The sequence below is a fragment of the Leptolyngbya sp. ST-U4 genome (genome assembly GCF_039962215.1).
Classification (GTDB): Bacteria; Cyanobacteriota; Cyanobacteriia; order Elainellales; family Elainellaceae; genus Leptolyngbya_A.
The window spans coordinates 243,447-261,305 of record NZ_JAMPKZ010000003.1 but is presented as its reverse complement, the minus strand read 5'-3'; the positions used below and the strand labels follow the sequence as shown (position 1 = coordinate 261,305).

Below are 17,859 nucleotides of genomic sequence, written 5' to 3'. Positions count from 1 at the left end.
TACGCCCCCCTAGCCCCCCAAAATTGGGGGGAACCAGAATTCAAAGTCTCCCAGCATTAGGGGATTTAGGGGGCGATACAGAAGCTAAATTTCAGTGCCCACCCCGGAGAATTTAAAAATTGACTACCCCAGAGGGGAACTGCATCGCCTACGCCTGAAACTTCTCGGTAATCCGGCGCATCGCTTCTTCGACATTTGCCCGACTGTTAAAGGCAGAAATGCGGAAATAGCCTTCGCCTGCTGCACCGAACCCCGATCCGGGAGTGCCGACGACGTTACAAATTTGCAGCAACTTATCAAAGAAATCCCAGCTCGACAGCCCGTTGGGCGTTTTCACCCAGACATAGGGCGCATTTACCCCGCCATAAACCGAAAGACCTGCCTGACTCAGCTTGTCGCGGATAATGCGAGCATTTTCCATGTAGAAGTGGATGAGTTCTTTGATTTGCGATCGTCCGGCTTCGGAGTAGACTGCTTCTGCACCGCGCTGCACAATGTAAGAGACGCCGTTAAACTTGGTGGACTGGCGACGGTTCCACAGCTTCCAGAGTTCGACCTCTGAGCCGTCTGCCGCTTTTGCCTTCAGCGTTTTGGGCACGACCGTAAAGGCACATCGGGTTCCGGTGAATCCAGCATTTTTAGAGAAAGAGCGAAACTCGATCGCACAATCCCGCGCTCCTTCGATTTCATAAATGGAGTGGGGCAGCGATGGATCGGTGATAAAGGCTTCGTATGCTGCATCAAAGAAAATAATCGACCCGTGCGATCGCGCATAGTTGACCCAGGCTTCCAGGTGTTCGCGGGTGGCGACGGCTCCGGTGGGGTTATTGGGAAAACAGAGGTAGATCAGATCAACCTTGCGATCGGGAATCTGAGCAGTGAAGTGATTTTCGGCGGTGATAGGCAGATACACCAGTCCGCCATATTCGCCCTGCTCGTTCGCATCGCCCGTGTGTCCTGCCATAACGTTGGTATCGACATACACGGGATAGACCGGATCGGTAACGGCAATCGTATTACTATCCCCAAAAATATCGAGAATATTGCCCGTATCGCACTTGGAGCCATCTGAGACAAAAATCTCGGAAGCATCAATGCCGCAGCCGCGAGCCTGGAAATCGAACTGAGCTATCTTTTCGCGCAGCCAGCCAAAGCCCTGCTCAGGACCATAGCCCTGGAAGGTCGATCGATCGCCCATTTCTTCAACGGCTTTGATCATTGCGGTGCGGCAGGCTTCGGGCAGGGGTTCGGTTACATCCCCAATCCCTAATCGAATGATTTTTGCGTCTGGATTTGCCTCCGCAAAGGCATTCACGCGCCGCGCAATCTCTGGAAACAGATAGCCTGCCTTCAGCTTAAGGTAATTGTCGTTAATCGTTGCCATGATAGATTCTCTGCGTCTAATCAGAACCATTATTCCTTAGATAGGGGAGACGCAGACAATTCTCTTGATGTGGCGTTAATTACGTCGCTGATGCACCAGCGCGATCCACTCTTCGGATTGCAATCGATCGATCGCTTCTAATCCAGCAGCAGTCATCGCTTCGTCAATTTGTTCTTGGTAGTCCAGCGTGTAGCCTGAGGTGATCAAAATGCCATTTTGAGGCGAGGTGTGCCGGAGTGCCTGGGCAAAACTGTCTGCCAGTGTGGTTTGAATTCGGGCGTATACATTGCTGACAATCAAATCAAAATCATTTTGAGGATTCAGCGTAGGCACTGCTTGGGGAAGATCGCCGCCCATCCAATGTCCTAGCTCGCTGCCACTGCCCAAACTGCCTGCCATTGCTTGAATTTGTGCGGTGACTTGATTGTGCTGTGCGGCAGCGGTGGTTGCCTGGACTGCAACAGGGTCATTGTCGATCGCCAAAACCTGCGCCCCCAGCTTTGCCAGACTAATGCTGAGAATGCCAGAGCCAGAACCCAGGTCGAGCGTGCTCATTCCGGGCTGAACGTATCGCTCTAGCAGTTGCAGGCAGAGCATGGTCGTCGGGTGAAGCCCGCTGCCAAAGGCAAGACTCGTGCCCATTTTTAAGATCACTTCGTTGGGCGTTTGTGGCAGATAGTGGGCAGCAGTTTGTTCTATGGAATTTGGCTCTGTGGAATCCGGTTCTGTGGAATTTGGTTCTGTGGAATCTATGAAAGAGGGGCTTTGGAGCGGCACAATAACAAAGCGTTGTCCGACACGCTGAATCTGGTTTAGAGCTGCTTCGTGACTGGCTGGCTTTTCTTCAACATGAGCGAATTCGGCGCGGGTGGTTAATCCGGTGCGATAAAGCGGAAACAGCAAATCATCAATGCGATTAATTTGTGCCTGACTGCCACCCTGTTCCGGGAAGTAAAGACAGACTGTAAACACCCATCGTTGAGGATTGTTTTGCTCCTGCAAAGCGTCATATTTTGCAGTGTGAATCTCGCCCTGATAATCGATCGAGGCAAGCAGTGTACTCACCCAATCGATCGCCTCAGCCGTGGTGTGAATTCTTAACTCTATCCAGGACATCGATAAATTTTTAATTTAGCCCAATAGTGTCACGCATTTTAATTAACTTTGAATCAACCGATCGACGTAGAAAAGCAAAAGAAATCCTTAATTTCTGCGGTTTCCGTTTCAGTTTTCAAAACAATCTATCAAATCGTTAACGACTTTCCCAGAAAACAAGTTCAGAAACTAAGCTGAGATTAATTGGGCTTTTGATAAAAAAATAACAATTAATTACTGCGAGATATGCTCGTTCTAGAAAAAAACGGTGTCAAGCTTGGTGCGTCTGTCACCAACAAAGCGGATGCGATCGAGCAGGTTGGGACGTTGCTGGTGAATACCGGGCACATGAAGCCCGGATATGTTCACAGCATGATGGCGAGAGAAAAAGTTGCGAATACTTATTTAGGCAACGGCATTGCCATTCCCCACGGGTTACCCCAGGATCGAGAACTGATCGAATCGACTGGAATTGCTGTCCTTCAAGTTCCCAACGGCGTGGAGTGGAATCCGGGGGAGACGGTGCATCTGGTGATTGGAATTGCAGCAAAGTCAGACGAGCATCTAGATATTCTGGCGAACCTGACGCAGGTTTTGGGCGATGAGGAAGCGGTGCAGCAGCTTGCCCATACGACTGAGCCGATCGAGATTGTGCAGCGTCTTACCAATGGAACCCAAACCCGATCGCAAAACGGTCACGCCTCCCCAGCAGCAGACGCAGAATCAGAGCTAGACTTCGATCGCGCGACGCGGGTGACCCTTCCCGGTAAACTTGGGCTCCATGCTCGTCCTGCCTCGGTTCTGGTGGATCTGGCAAAGCAGTTTCAGTCAGAGGTCGGCATTCGCTATCGGGGGCAGACCGGAAACGCGAAAAGTCTAGTTTCACTGCTAAAGCTAGGTGTCGCAGGCGGAGAAACGATTCAGATTTTTGCGAAAGGAAGTGATGCTGATCGCGCCGTTGCTGAGCTTCAGCAGGCGATCGAATCCGGGTTAGAAGACGAGGCAGAATCAGATTCAGCTGCGGCTCCTGTTCGCTTGTCTCAGTCCTTCACCTTTTCCACGCCGCCAATTCCCGGTATTGCCGCATCTCCTGGTATTGTCATCGCGCCCGTTTATCAGCTTCGGCGGGGCAAACTAGAATTTGCTGAGACCGCAACCGATCGCAACGCAGAAATGCATCGACTTCAGCAGGCGATCGTCACGGCAAAGCTCCAGCTTCAGGATTTGTATGAGTCGGTGAAAGAGAAGGCAGGAGCGGCAAAGGCAGCCATTTTCCTCGCGCAGCAGCAGCTTCTAGAAGACCCGGAATTGCAGGATGCGGCGATCGAAAATTTAGGAAACGATCGGAGTGCAGCCTGGGCATGGCAGCAGGCTTATGAACAAAAAGCAAAAGGAATTGAGCAGCTTGCCGATGCCCGCATTGCCGGACGAGCCGCTGATTTGCGCGACGTGGGACAGCGCGTGCTGCGGCTATTAGCCCATCGGGTCGAGGAAGTGCCGCAGATGCCTAATCAGCCTGTGATTCTGGTGGCAGAAGACTTGACTCCTTCGGATACTGTGAGTCTCAATCCGGCTTTGACGCTGGGCTTTTGTACGGCTTACGGCGGCACGACTTCTCACTCAGCAATTATTGCCCGATCGCTTGATATCCCGGCGATCGTGGGGGTGGGCCCATCGGTGTTGGAAGTGGCAAACGGAACGCAGTGCATTCTGGACGGGGAAAGCGGCAATCTGTACCCGAATCCGAGTGAGGCAGACCTGGCAACGGCACAAGCAGCACAGCGCGACCTCCAGGCACAGCGAGAAGCGGAACGACTGAACTGCTATCAGCCTGCCCTGATGAAAGACGGACTGCGGGTGGAAGTGGTGGCAAACATCGGCGCACCCCAGGAGGCAGAACGGGCAGTGAATGCAGGCGCAGAGGGAATCGGACTGCTGCGAACCGAGTTTCTATTTCTGAATCGATCGGAGCCGCCGACCGAAGAAGAGCAATTTGCTGCCTATTCCCAGATGACCCAGGCACTCAACGGACTGCCCCTGATCGTTCGCACGCTGGATATCGGCGGCGATAAGGCCATTCCCTACCTGAATCTGCCTGAGGAAGAAAATCCTTTTCTGGGAGTGCGGGGCATTCGGCTCTGTTTACAGCGACCGGATTTATTCCGAACCCAGCTTCGTGCCATTTTCCGCGCCTCCCAAACCGGCTCAATCAAAATTATGTTTCCCATGATCGCCATGCTGGAGGAGTTTCTTCAGGCGCGTGACATCGCGGAATCGGTGCGATCGGAAATTGGGGCTGATCCGGTCGATTACGGCATGATGATCGAAGTTCCCTCGGCGGTGCTGATGGCAGCAGAGTTTGCGAAGGAAGTGGCGTTTTTCTCGATCGGCACAAACGATCTGACGCAGTACACCCTGGCAATGGATCGCGGACATCCGGCACTGGCAAAACAGGCAGACGCACTGCATCCGGCAGTTCTACGGCTGATTGAACAAACCGTGCGGGCAGCTCAGATTGAGGGCAAATGGGTGGGCGTGTGCGGTGGCATTGCGGGTGAACCTCTGGGCGCAGCGATCCTCACCGGAATGGGCGTTACAGAACTGAGCGTCAGCATTCCCAGCGTGGCGGCAGTCAAGGCAAAGCTTCGCAGTCTGGCATTCTCCCAGGCACAAGATCTGGCGCGTCGGGCACTGCGCTGTCGGACGGCTCAAGAAGTTCGGGCACTGAGATAGGTCTTAAAGTCAATGAATCCTGCGATCGTCACCGTTACTTTAAATCCTGCGATCGATCACACGGCAGCCATTTCAAATTTTCGGGCTGGGGAAGTGAATCGAGTCGCGTGGGAACAGGCTGATCCCGGCGGCAAAGGCGTTAACGTGGCTTCGTTTCTGGCGGATTTCGGCTTTTCCGTTACGGCAACCGGAATTCTCGGTCAGGAAAACGCAGCCATCTTTGAGGGCTTGTTCGATCGCAAAAACATTGGCAATCAGTTTGTCACCGTCCCCGGACGCACTCGCACCAATATCAAAATTATTGATGAGGTTCAAGATCAGGTCACAGACATCAACTTTCCGGGACTGTTGCCTGAAGCTGAGGACGTGCAGCGATTGCATGAGGCGATCGATCGATTAGCTTCAACCCATGACTGGTTTATTTTGTCGGGCAGTCTGCCAGCAGGAATGACGACTTCGATCTATGCCGACCTGATCAAGCGGCTCAAGGCACAGGGCAAAACCGTGGTACTGGATGCCAGCGGTGAAAGTCTGCGGCAGGCAATTCCGGCGGCTCCATTTATGGTGAAACCCAATCTCGAAGAGTTGCAGGAGGCAATCGGACGATCGCTTTCCACGCTGGACGATCGCCTGGAAGCGGCCAGAGAGCTATTGGCTCAAGGCATTTCGACGGTGGTCATTTCGCTGGGGGCTGAGGGTGCGCTGTTTGTTGAGGCCGCATCGGCAGTCTGGGCACGTCCACCCCAAATTGAAGTGATCAGCACCGTGGGCGCAGGGGATGCGATGGTGTCTGGATTTGTGACCGCGAAACTGCGTCGATTGAGTTTATCCGACTGTGCCCGGTTAGCGACCGCTTTTTCGATCGGTGCGTTAAGTCAGGTCGGTCCGCGTCTTTCCCCAAAGGAGGTAATTGAGTCGTTTGTGAATCAGGTGAGCGTTGAGGTTTTGAATTAAATCTGCGATTTAGAGCCTTAAATCAGTCGTTAATGCAATCAGGAATGCAAGCAAGATTTTTGTGAATGAGAAGGAAACAAAATGGTAACACCTAAAAGAATTGTGGCGGTGACTGCCTGCCCAACCGGAATTGCCCATACGGTGATGGCAGCAGAAGCACTGCGGAAGACGGCTGAGATGCTGGGTTATGACATTAAAGTTGAAACCCAAGGAGCAGACGGCGTTAGAAACGCGCTATCAGATGCGGATATTGCAGCGGCGAATTTAGTGATCCTCGCAGCAGATATTCACGTTAATCTCGATCGCTTTCAGGGCAAACCGCTCTATTTAGTCTCGACCAGCACGGCAATCCGCGATACGCGCCGGGTGGTAGAACTGGCAGTTATGCAGGCACAGGAACAGTCGGCTCCATCTCGTGCCCCGACCAGCGAAGCGTCAACCAGTGCATCCTCAACTGGCGCACCCGCCGATAGCGGAACATCGAAATATTTGGTAGGCATCACCTCCTGTCCCACGGGCATTGCCCACACCTTTATGGCGGCAGAAGCTCTGCGAAAAGGTGCGGAAGATCTGGGCTATGACATTAAGGTTGAAACTCAGGGATCGGTTGGCGCAAAAAATCAGCTCACTGGTGAAGAGATCGATCGCGCCGATGCAGTCGTGATCGCGGCAGATACTTATGTTGACACTTCACGCTTTGGCGGCAAACGACTTTACCAAACCTCGACCAATCATGCCCTGAAAGATGGGAAAGGCGTGATTCAATCTGCCCTGGCACTGCCCAATCCCGACCCGGCAGAAGACGGTGAAGCAAACTATCTGGCATCGGTGCGGCAGGCAAAGGCAAATCAGTCAGCGCAGCGATCGGGTCCGTATAAGCACCTGCTGACCGGGGTATCTTATATGCTGCCCGTGATTGTCGCAGGCGGTTTGATCATCGCGCTGTCGTTTGTGTTTGGCTTAACGCCGGAGCCAGGAACGCTCGGAGATGCACTGCTACAAATTGGCGGTAAGTCTGCCTTCGCGCTGATTGTTCCGGTTTTGTCGGGCTTCATTGCTTTTTCGATCGCCGATCGTCCGGGCTTGGCTCCCGGTTTAGTGGGCGGTTTGCTTGCCTCAAATCTGGGCATGGGCTTCTTAGGCGGAATCGTGTCGGGCTATCTGGCGGGCTATATTGCCAAGTTCGTGCGAGATAAAATTAACCTGCCGCAAAATCTGGAAGGCTTAAAGCCTGTGCTAGTGATTCCCCTGCTCTCGACGCTGGTGGTCGGCTTGCTGCTGATTTATGTGTTTGGTGGTCCGGTCAAAGCAATTCTGGATGGCATGACAGCGTTCCTGCAAAACATGGGACAAACCAACGCTGTGATTCTGGGCTTGATCCTGGGCGGCATGATGGCAGTAGACATGGGCGGACCCGTTAACAAAGCGGCTTATACGTTTGCGGTTGGTTTGCTGGCAAGCAATGTGTTCGCGCCGATGGCAGCAGTGATGGCAGCCGGAATGACGCCGCCGCTGGGCTTAGCTTTAGCGACGCTGATCTCTAAACGGCAGTTCTCCGACGATGAGCGTCAGGCGGGCAGAGTGGCTTCGGTGCTGGGCATTTCCTTTATTACTGAAGGGGCGATTCCGTTTGCAGCAAAAGATCCGGTTCGCGTTTTGCCTGCTTGCGTTGCTGGGTCAGCCATAGCAGGTGCGCTGTCGATGCTGTTTGGCTGTACGCTGCGTGCGCCTCATGGCGGCATCTTTGTTCTGGCAATTCCAAATGCGATCAGCAATGGCGGCTTGTATGTGGTGGCGATTGCGATCGGTACATTAGTGACGGCATTGACAGTTACCCAGCTCAAGCGAATGCAGCGCAAGACACAATCGGCTGACACCGCTCAAGAACGGGAAGCTGTGCCGCTGGTTCGCTAAACCCTAACGCTTTTGCACGAGAATATGGACCCGGTGAGGAATCTGATTCAGTATCAATCCTTCACCGGATTTTTTTCAGGCAGGAGATAGAGGGCAGAAAGATGACGAAGCGCGAAGCTGATAAAAATCGAAGAATGAACCACAAAGTAGGACAAACACAGGATTAATAATATGAGCGAGCCAGAGAGTAGCCCAGAGAGTAACCCAAAAAGTGAGCCAACCCTGAATCAGCCAGATAATCAGCCCGATAATCAGCCAGATAAAGCTCGGCAGCAGGCACAGCAGATCGATCGTGAATTGCAAACCTTACAGCAGCAAATTGATGCCGTGGATGATGAAATGACGTCCGATCGCATCAATAAGATTATGCAGGAGAGCGACAAAAATGCGGATGAACTGAATCAGCCTAAGAAGGGTTAGACGCTAATTTTCCTGCGGAAGTTGATGAACTCATGAACGAGTTTGCGAATGGAATGAGAGAAAGGTAGTCAGGATGCAAATGATTATCCTTTGCTGCGTAAAGATTCCAGTCTTAGAGTTGTTCTTTCTTCCAAGGCTGACACTGTTGGCAAAACATTGCTTAACGCACTGAAGGACCTGAATCTTCGTCGTTCGCTGGCTGAAACTCACTGGGTTTTGTAAGTTGAACAACGACGGAATGGGCGGTTTAGCCACGAAAAAATAATTCACTGACAGTATCCAATGCTAAGCAATGCCCAATTACACCTTATTTAATCCACATTCCTATCGATTACCGATTGGGCACACGCTCTGCGAGAATTAGCCCCCTTCCCCCTGCTAAATTATTGCCAGTGCGATACGGTACAAATGATCCAGTGTGGCTATTATCGTGCTGATACCTTAACCTTCTACGATTTAACGTCTCCTTCTATCCCTTCTACAAACCAATCGATCGCGTTGAGCCGTGGGTCACCCTGTTGGTAAGATTCCCCGGCGGCGATTACCACATTGCCCTTGTTATCCTTTAGCTCGCCTTTGAAAATCGTCAATTGCCCAGACAGAATCTGCTGCTTTGCCTTGTCTACGGCTGCCTTTGCTTCTGGTCTCACTGCTGTCCCGTAGTCGGAAATTTTGGAGAAGGATTCCTTCAATCCGCCGGTGACTACTTGCGCTACGCCGCCATTCATCAAGGTTTTACCGTTTTGAAACATTTCGGCATAGTTCTTGTAAATTTGCTCCCAGTTCCATTCCACACCCGTTAAAAATCCCTTTGGCGCAATGTCCTTTTCATTAACGTGATATCCGCAGCTATAAATTCCTCGTTGTTCAGCAGTTGTGATTACCGTTTTGGGGCTGTCTACTCGCGTAATCACTACATCTACCTGCTGGTCTACCAGACTGTTAGTTGCCTCGGCTTCCTTAAGCGGCAGTGACCAATCTCCAGTAAAAATGGCTTGTACCACAATGTTCGGATTGACGCTTTTTGCCCCCAACGTGAAACTATTCACCTCTTTCAGCACCACTGGAATTGGTTTGGGAATGACAAATCCTAGCTTGCCCGTTTTAGACATGGAGGCTGCTACAATCCCTGTAAGATAGGCGGGTTCCATCAGGGAACTGAAGTAGGAACCGACATTTTGGGGATGAGATGGCTCTAAGGGGTGGTTGGGATGGAAAAACTGCACCTTTGGATATTCTTGAGCCAGTTTCAGACTGTGGGGCTCAAAATATCCCCAGGAAGTAGGGAAAATTACTTTGGCTCCATCTTGCTCAATCATGTTGCGCATGGTTTCTTGCACAGCAGTGGATTCAGGCACGCTTGCCTCCTCTACCAACTTGATCCAGGGAAAATCACTCGCCATTCGCGCTGCTGCTGTCGCATGGGCCTGGTTGTAGCCATAGTCGTCTTTCGGACCCACATAGATAAACCCGATCGTCATTGGTTCAGTACTACCAGCAGTAAAAGAGGATGGACTGGGGAAATCACTCGTGGAAGAAGAGGAAGAAGTACACCCCGTCCAAATTTGGGAAGTGATACTAAAAGCTCCAACGGAAAGCAACCCACGAATCACGTTACGACGAGGCAGAATCAGACGGCGAGGCTGAGACATAGAGGAAATTCCTTCAATAGTGAATAGTGTCTTGGTTCCCCTTTTATTTAGACGCTTGCAGTTCCTCGAAGAGTAGGAAACTAAGGGGAGCGGTTCGAATGAGTGATTCCAATGAGTGAATGGTTAGGACATGAAGCGCTCAATGCTATTAAGCCGGACGCAAATCACCGGGGGCAGCATTAGGGTCCATGTTTTCGTAGCTGAAGTAGCGATCGGGAATACTGTTATAGATAATGTAGTCATCGAAAGCGTAAATACCGGGAGCTCCGTTAATTTGGGCGATTGCCTCTTTCACAGAATGCAGCTGCGCTACGGTCATTTGCAGGGGACGTTCATGAGGTTGGTAGTTGGTACGGATTAAGTAATCCAATCGTGGATAAATTGACATTTCCACATGACATCCCAGCAAGTGGGTGATAGGGTGGGTATCGGTGAAGGCAATCATGCGATCGATGCTGTTGCAAAAGGCGTCCCAGTCACGAATGTAGAGCCGCCCCGGATAGAGCAGATCACCCGTAAAAAAGAGTTGTGTATAGGGGTCATAGATCGAGACTTCTGCATCTTCATGACCAGGGGTTCCCATCACTTGCAGCACCCGTCCCCCTAAGTCAAACGGTACCACTTTATTGGGCCAGTCCTGAAACCCATAAAACGCGATTGTTTCAGCCAAACTATGACCCACGATTATTGTATTGGGGCGATCGAAGAACTGAAAATCACCCTCAAAGTGATCGCGATGCAAGTGGGTATGTGCCACCACCAGAGTATAGTTGTCGCGCGGATATTTGGTTAACCACCGGTCAATCAAGTCATCCACCGTTTGCCGCAGGGGAAAGAACTCTGGCGATCGGGTTGCTCCAGTATCTAGCAAGATAGCGTGATTGTTGCCAAACAACAAAAATATGAACGGCGCTTCATAGTGCACTGCCATGTTTTGCCGCAAAATATAGGTGTGTTCGTTGTAAGCATGAACCTGGATATCGGGATCAGTATTATGCTTCGCTGAGATGGAGCCATGAATCCAATGAACATTGAGATCACCTAGTGCAGGACAATCCAGAATGAAGTTAATTGATTCAACTGCGTTTGTTTGTAGGGATGAATTCATGAGCAATACCTCGATAAAGAGAAATGAACGCTAAGTGCAATAACCTGATCAAACAACAAAGCCCAAGAGAGCTGCACCTTAAGCAAGATGTCTGGCTTCTCCCGGGCTTTTATCCCGCCGTGTAGCTAGCTCCGTTGTACGGAGATACAACTATGCCAGCCTGCCTCTCTCGGACCAGCGCTGCTTGCAATTCTGCCCAGCCGGAACCCTAGAGGCGATAGTAATCACTTGAGATTGGCTTTAAAGAGGTTAGATTAGCTTGAGTAATTATTAGAAGATTCAATATAATATATGCTCGAGGATGTCCTGCAAAATTGTGTTGATCGCTACAAATAATCAGATATATAGTAACTTTTCGTTGCTGCCAAAAGATTAGGAGCAAGGACGATCGTTAAGGGGGTTGTGTCACAAAAACTCTTTAAAGACAAACGATATCTATCAAGGTCATCGTCTTAAGCAGTTACTCCAGAGAGTGCTTCGATAAATCTGACCTGAGATACAATACCCCCTCGATTGATGCCATTGACTTGTCCTTTGCGGATCATATTCATCGCTTCAATCCCGCTCAACGTTCTTCTCGCGCTGTTGAACGACTTAAACCCCATCATCAGTTTCACAATTCGCTTGATGTTCCGATGATCCTGCTCAAAGAATCGCAGAAATTGCCGTCACTTAAACAGATGGCATCGCAGACAGAACAAGTTTGGCAAGCGATGGGAACAAACGAAGGTGACGACGCGGTTAATGGTGAGTTATTTCAACTGGATTTGGCAGCATAGCCGGTTAAAGACTACTGCTGCCCAGCGAGCAGGATTAACGCAACGACCTTGGACTTGGCATGATCTTGTGACTTACCCCACCATTATTTAATGCACTACCGATTTCTGTCGCAATTTGCTGACTGGTCCGCATAGATAAGATTTAACTTCAAAAGCAAGCGTGAGGAATTGGCAAGCTGAGATTTCCTCTTTCTGACGAGCAAGTACTTGCAGAGACGGCGAACACAGTATATTTGCTGATCCTCTTGCTAGTTTAGCGTGCCTACCGCATCGTGAATTTTCCTAGTGCATCTTCAGGAGAGCTTTTTTGCGAAAGTGTCAAAACTGAGTACTCAAATCCCGATTCTCAATAGGGTAGTGTTCTAAACCTGTGTAAGTTTCTAGGGACTAGTCATTCAGACTGTAACAACAGATTAAAAAAAGATTAAGAACAATACCTCCTCTTCCTTCTACCTCCTCTTCCTTAGGAGTGTAGAACAGGTTATCCCTTGTGTCCTATGGTGTAATAAGTGACCTTGTGGAGCAAGTGACAATCGCAGCAATGCCTACCGCATCTCTACCCATCGCAGACTTAGTTCGCCATCTGCGACAGCATCTCAACCTGTCTCAGGAAAAATTTGCTGCAAAATTAGGCGTTTCTTTTAAGACGGTGAATCGCTGGGAGAAGGGGCATTCACTGCCTTCACCAATGGCACTGAAGCTGATCGAAGATTTGTTGAAAACGATCGGCGAAGCGGGGAAAGCCTTGTTGGAGGAGTATTTTCCAGAGGGGAAATCGGATGTCTGAAACGTCATGCTCTGTGGGTTTGAACGATATTTTGATTACAGCAGCGTTAGCACAAAGGTCGCCCCGAACCCCAAACCTACAAGCGGAGACTCAAGCCCTACATACATTGGCGCGGCAGTTTGCAGAACAATCCCAAACCCTGCTCAAGACACTGGTGACGGTGGCGAAAGATCTGTGCCAGGCAGAAGCCGCCGGAGTCAGCTTACTGGAAGTGACGCCCGATGGGGAGGAAGTCTTTCGCTGGGTTGCCGTGGTTGGAACATTAGCAGACTATGAGGGGAGCACAGCACCCAGGCACTTTAGTCCCTGCGGAGTCTGTTTGGACAACCGATCGCCGCAACTGTATTCCTATCCTGAGCGGTATTTCACGTATATTCAGAAAGCGAAACCGACGATCGTTGAGGGTTTGGTAATTCCGTTAATAGGCGCAAATCAGCCATTTGGCGCGATCTGGATTGTGTCGCATGACGAAACCCGGCAGTTTGATCGCGAAGATGTGCGTGTCATGACCAGCCTCGCCGACTTTACCGCTGCTGCTTTGCAGAATCTGCATCTGCGTCAAACAGCAGAGGTTGCTTTGCAGCATGAGCAAGCTGCCCGTCGAGAAGCCGAAGCCACCCGTCAAGCCTTGGATGAATCGGCACAGCGAGCGATTGAGATTCTAGAAAGCATTACTGATGCCTTTGTATGTGTGGATCAGGACTGGCGAATCACCTATGCCAACCAGGAAGCCGCTCGGCTAGCCAATTTGCAACCCGAAGAACTGCTTGGAAAGTCGCGCCAGGAAATGCAGACCTTCACAGATCCCTGCACAGTGCCAGGTAATTCTTGCGATCGGGTAATCGCGGCCGTTCTTGAACAAACCTATGATCGAATTACCGCAGAGTCGGGGGCAACCCACTTTGAGACGTTCGATAATGCCTCCAGGATGTGGCTGGAGGTTCATGCTTATCCCTGTAAGGTAGGCTTCAGTATTTATTTTCGAGATATTACGGGGCGCAAACAAGACAAAGTCATCCACCAGCAAACAGAAGCCGCCTTGCGGGAGAGCGAATCTCGCTTTCGTTTGATTGTTGAAAGCGTGAAAGACTATGCCATCTTTACGCTCGACCTTAATGGCATCGTCACGAGCTGGAATCCCGGAGCCGAACGGATATTGGGTTACGAAGAGTCTGAAATTATCGGTCAACCGAATTACATCATCTTTACGCCCGAAGATCGAGAGACTGGACAAGCCGACCAGGAACTTCAGACGGCGCTTAATGAGGGACGAGCAGAGGATGAACGCTGGCATCTTCGCAAAGATGGGAGCCGTTTCTTTGCCAGTGGCTTGATGATGCAACTGCGTGATGAAGCGGGCAAGGTTCAGGGATTGGTCAAGATCCTGCAAGATATCACCCAAACGCACCAGGCACAGGAGCGGGAGCGGTTTTTGTCTCAGGCAAGTGCGGTATTAGCCGGGACACTCGATTACAAAACCACGCTGTTTAACATTGCGCGGCTCGCAGTTCCGTTTTTGGCTGATTTTTGCTTCTTTGATATCCTCAGCACCCGTCAGCAGATTGAACGAGTGGCATGGCATCACCGCGATCCGGGAAAGCGAGATTGGTTTGAGCAGCTCCAGCGATATACTCCTCCCCAGGAGCGGGAGAACCACCCAATCATAAAGGTTCTGGTCACGGGTAAGGCAAATCTGGTTTCTCATGTGACTGATGCATGGATGGAAACAGCCGCGATCGATCCTGACCATCTGCAATTTATGCGCGAGTGTGAGCTGCGATCGCTGATTACGGTTCCCCTGATCGCGCATGGTCGAAAGCTGGGCGCGTTAACCGTTTGTTCAACCGCAAGCTCGAATCGCCACTACACGCAGATCGATCTAGCACTGGTAGAAGAATTGGGACATCGGGCAGCGTTGGCACTCGATAACGCCCGGTTGTATCAGCAGGCGCAGGAAGCCAACCAGATGAAGGACGAGTTTTTGGCAGTGCTTTCGCACGAGCTACGATCGCCCCTCAACCCAATTCTGGGCTGGATACAGCTTATGCGGAAAGGGAACTTAAACCCCGCAAAAACTGCAAAAGCCTGGGAGACGATCGAGCGCAATGCCAAACTGCAAGCCCAGCTCGTTGAAGATCTGCTGGATATGTCGCGCATTCTTCGCGGCAAGCTGAGCCTTAACGTAGGACAGACGGATTTGGCAGCAATCATTCGCGCTGCAATTGAAACGGTACAGGTTGCAGCCCAGGCGAAGGCGATCGAAATAGAGACAAGGCTCGATCCGCAAGTTCCAGTCGTGATGGCAGATGCGACCCGATTACAGCAAGTCGTTTGGAATCTGCTCTCAAATGCGGTCAAATTTACACCAGAAGCAGGACGGATCGAAGTCTGGTTAGAACAGGCGAATCACCAGGCTCAGATTATTGTCCGCGATACGGGCATCGGCATTCATCCGAACTTTTTGCCCTATGTGTTTGACTACTTCCGGCAAGCCGATGGCGCAACGACTCGTCGATTTGGCGGACTGGGGCTGGGGTTGGCGATCGTGCGTCAGTTGGTGCAGGCGCATGGGGGAACGGTGTGGGCAGAAAGCCCAGGAGAGGGGCAGGGCGCAACGTTTACAGTCACGCTACCGCTGATGCTTGCTGAACCCGCCGCGATTCCAGACAACCCACCCTCCGAGGATGCTTTTAATCTACAGGGCACTCAAATTTTAGTGGTCGATAACGAGCCAGATGCGCTAGAGTTTGCGGCTTTTGTGCTGGAGCAAGCTGGAGCCAAAGTGATTCATGCAACTTCCGCCACCGAAGCGTTAGCCCTGTTGCCCGAATCGCATCCAGATGTGCTGCTGAGCGATATTGGGATGCCCGACATGGATGGCTACATGCTGATGCGGCAAGTGCGATCGCTTTCCCCAGCGCAAGGGGGACAAACTCCAGCGATCGCGCTTACGGCTTATGCCGGAGACATTAATTCTCAGCAAGCACTCTCAGCCGGGTTTCAGCAACACCTGACTAAACCGATCGAGCCAGAGACATTAATTCGAGCGATCGCAGATCTAATTCAGCAACAGCAGTGTCAATGAACCGGGCAAAACTGAAGCACTCCCTCGCTACTGGTGTCCCAGTAAGCGATCGTATTCTGTTTTGATTCTTCTAAAACATTCACAGGCGGAAGCTTCTAGCCCAGCCTGTTCAAGGATCTGCACATTGCCGCGACGATATTGAATCAGTTTGCGTTCCTGAAGTTTTTGTGCGGTTTGCGTCACTCCTGCCCGGCGTACACCCAGCATCGTGGAGAGAAACTCCTGCGTGAGCGGCAAATTATCGACATAGAGCCGTTCTTGGGCTTCCAGCAGCCAACGAGACAACCGTTGCTCTAGCGGGTGGAGGGCATTGCAAGCCGCCGTTTGAGAAACCTGCGCCAGAAATGCCTGCAAACAGCGCAGGATCACGTCGTGCAGTTCACCATTGCGATCGAATTCCTCTCGCACAGTCTGAACGTCGATCTTCATCGCACTGCCTGGAATTTGTGCCATAACCTCGGTCTGGGTTCCTATGTCGTTTCCCAACAGCGCATGAATGCCCAGCACTTCTCGACTGCCCACCATTCCAACCTCTGCGGTTGCACCGTTTTGCATCGTAATCGTGACCGAAAACAGACAGTCGATCGGGAAATAAAGGTGGGTTAACCGTTCTCCGGATGTATAAATAACCTCGCCCCGTTCCAGGGTGACATGATTCAGATGAGGGGCAAGTCGATCGAATACAGCAGGGGAGAGGGCAGCCAGTATCCGATTTTCAGGAATCATTTACGAGAGGCTCCAAAATGGATGAGAGGCTCTCCATAGAACTCATCTCAAGAGTTAAAGATCAAAATCTATCAACTGATCAGCAGGAATTGGTAAACTTCTTAAGCTTGCTAATTCTAAACCTGTTGATTCTAAACCTGTTGATTCTAAGCTTGTTGATTCTAAGCTTGTTGATTTTAAGCTTATTAATTCAGTGTAGCGATTGTTACGATTGACTTATGTAGGTCTAGCGACCTAAAGATCTTTAAGGTGAGAAGTTTTTTTAGGATGCGTTAGCGTGTAGCGCATGGTTTTCAGAGAGTTGAGGAATTGTTGCGTTACGGGTTGCGCTACAAAATGCGTTAGAACGACTGCCTAATATAGGCTACAGCCTATAATGTCTATCGATTGAGTTTCTAATAGCCTGAATCTATTGTTTCGTTGTACTGCTTTGTTTTGTACTGCTTTGTTATTGTTGCCCTAACAAGCGATCGTATTCTGTTTTGATTCTTCTAAAGCATTCACAGGCAGAAGCTTCCAGCCCAGCCTGGTCAAGGATCTGCACATTGCCGCGACGATATTGAATCAGTTTGCGTTCCTGAAGCTTTTGAGCCATCTGCGTAACGCCTGCCCGACGTACGCCCAGCATCGTTGCGATAAATTCCTGCGTGAGCAGCAGATGATCAGAGTGAATTCGCTCCTGCGTTTCGAGTAGCCAGCGGGGAAGGCGTTGTTCTAGCGTATGAAGTGCGTTGCAAGCTGCCGTTTGGGAAACCTGCGCCAGAAATGCCTGCAAACAGCGCAGAATCAGGTCGTGCAGTTCACCATTGCGATCGAATTCCTCTCGCACAATCTGAACGTCGATCTTGATCGCACTGCCTGGAACTTGTACCACAACCTCGGTCTGGGTTCCTACGTCGTTTCCCAATAGCGCATGAATGCCCAGCACTTCTCGACTGCCCACCATTCCGACTTCTGCGGTTGCACCATTTTGCATCGTAATCGTGACCGAAAGCAGACAGTCGATCGGGAAATAAAGGTGGGTTAACCGTTCTCCAGGGGTATAAATAAACTTGCCTTGCTCCAGGGTGACGTGATCCAGATGAGGGGCAAGTCGATCGAATACAGCAGGGGAGAGAATCGCCAGTATTTGATTTTCAGCGGTCATTAGAAGTCTTGGAAGCTTTAAAAAGAGCACTGAGAGGCTCTATAAAGAACATATCTCAATATTGAGAGAAATTGG

General features: G+C 50.8%; 12 protein-coding genes, 2 pseudogenes and 1 riboswitch. Of the genes and pseudogenes, 7 read left to right on the top strand and 7 right to left on the bottom strand.

Annotated elements, in window-relative coordinates:
- Window positions 1-148: 148 nt before the first annotated feature.
- Both NDA02_RS08515 and NDA02_RS08510 read right to left on the bottom strand, forming a co-directional pair.
- Window positions 149-1,384, bottom strand: a complete 1,236-nt coding sequence (locus NDA02_RS08515) for an LL-diaminopimelate aminotransferase (protein WP_348246882.1) — start codon at window positions 1,382-1,384, stop codon at window positions 149-151.
- Window positions 1,385-1,459: 75 nt separating this feature from the next.
- Window positions 1,460-2,500 (bottom strand): 50S ribosomal protein L11 methyltransferase, encoded by a 1,041-nt coding sequence (locus NDA02_RS08510; RefSeq protein ID WP_190793892.1) that lies wholly within the window; start codon window positions 2,498-2,500, stop codon window positions 1,460-1,462.
- 225 nt (window positions 2,501-2,725) lie between these two features.
- On the opposite strand from NDA02_RS08510, the gene ptsP reads away from it, so the two are divergent.
- From ptsP to NDA02_RS08490, 4 genes are all read left to right on the top strand, one after another.
- The gene (ptsP, locus tag NDA02_RS08505; protein WP_190793893.1) at window positions 2,726-5,212 is read left to right on the top strand and encodes a phosphoenolpyruvate--protein phosphotransferase; all 2,487 of its coding nucleotides are present in this window, start codon (window positions 2,726-2,728) and stop codon (window positions 5,210-5,212) included.
- 12 nt (window positions 5,213-5,224) lie between these two features.
- Window positions 5,225-6,166 carry a 1-phosphofructokinase gene (pfkB, locus tag NDA02_RS08500; protein WP_190793894.1) on the top strand — a complete coding sequence of 314 codons (942 nt, stop codon included), beginning with the start codon at window positions 5,225-5,227 and terminating at the stop codon, window positions 6,164-6,166.
- 81 nt (window positions 6,167-6,247) lie between these two features.
- On the top strand, window positions 6,248-8,080 hold the full coding sequence (locus NDA02_RS08495; protein WP_190793895.1) for a PTS fructose-like transporter subunit IIB: 1,833 nt from the start codon (window positions 6,248-6,250) through the stop codon (window positions 8,078-8,080).
- 171 nt (window positions 8,081-8,251) lie between these two features.
- Window positions 8,252-8,500 carry a hypothetical protein gene (locus tag NDA02_RS08490; protein WP_190793896.1) on the top strand — a complete coding sequence of 83 codons (249 nt, stop codon included), beginning with the start codon at window positions 8,252-8,254 and terminating at the stop codon, window positions 8,498-8,500.
- 449 nt (window positions 8,501-8,949) lie between these two features.
- On the opposite strand, the gene NDA02_RS08485 is transcribed toward NDA02_RS08490, so the two are convergent.
- The 3 genes and pseudogenes from NDA02_RS08485 to NDA02_RS08475 all read right to left on the bottom strand — a co-directional run.
- The gene (locus NDA02_RS08485) at window positions 8,950-10,152 is read right to left on the bottom strand and encodes a BMP family ABC transporter substrate-binding protein (protein WP_190793897.1); all 1,203 of its coding nucleotides are present in this window, start codon (window positions 10,150-10,152) and stop codon (window positions 8,950-8,952) included.
- Between the two features lie 148 nt (window positions 10,153-10,300).
- The gene (locus NDA02_RS08480) at window positions 10,301-11,260 is read right to left on the bottom strand and encodes an MBL fold metallo-hydrolase (RefSeq protein ID WP_190793898.1); all 960 of its coding nucleotides are present in this window, start codon (window positions 11,258-11,260) and stop codon (window positions 10,301-10,303) included.
- 96 nt (window positions 11,261-11,356) lie between these two features.
- Window positions 11,357-11,483: riboswitch (guanidine-I (ykkC/yxkD leader) on the bottom strand.
- A 229-nt stretch (window positions 11,484-11,712) separates the two neighbouring features.
- Window positions 11,713-11,907, bottom strand: a pseudogene (locus NDA02_RS08475) (DDE-type integrase/transposase/recombinase); the annotation flags it as partial.
- A 31-nt stretch (window positions 11,908-11,938) separates the two neighbouring features.
- On the opposite strand from NDA02_RS08475, the pseudogene NDA02_RS08470 reads away from it, so the two are divergent.
- From NDA02_RS08470 to NDA02_RS08460, 3 genes and pseudogenes are all read left to right on the top strand, one after another.
- A pseudogene (locus NDA02_RS08470) lies at window positions 11,939-12,130 on the top strand (IS1 family transposase); the annotation flags it as partial.
- 450 nt (window positions 12,131-12,580) lie between these two features.
- A complete protein-coding gene (locus NDA02_RS08465; RefSeq protein WP_190793899.1) occupies window positions 12,581-12,826 on the top strand; it encodes a helix-turn-helix transcriptional regulator in 246 nt (81 codons plus the stop codon).
- Window positions 12,819-15,911: a PAS domain S-box protein gene (locus NDA02_RS08460; protein ID WP_348254793.1), complete on the top strand. Its 3,093-nt coding sequence runs from the start codon at window positions 12,819-12,821 to the stop codon at window positions 15,909-15,911. The genes NDA02_RS08465 and NDA02_RS08460 overlap by 8 nt, the downstream gene beginning before the upstream one ends.
- 27 nt (window positions 15,912-15,938) lie before the next feature.
- On the opposite strand, the gene NDA02_RS08455 is transcribed toward NDA02_RS08460, so the two are convergent.
- Entirely contained in the window at window positions 15,939-16,637 is a 699-nt protein-coding gene (locus NDA02_RS08455) for a Crp/Fnr family transcriptional regulator (RefSeq protein ID WP_348246874.1), read from the bottom strand.
- Window positions 16,638-17,085: 448 nt separating this feature from the next.
- Complete coding sequence (locus tag NDA02_RS08450) at window positions 17,086-17,784, bottom strand: Crp/Fnr family transcriptional regulator (protein WP_190793901.1); 699 nt, start codon at window positions 17,782-17,784, stop codon at window positions 17,086-17,088.
- Window positions 17,785-17,859 lie beyond the last annotated feature (75 nt).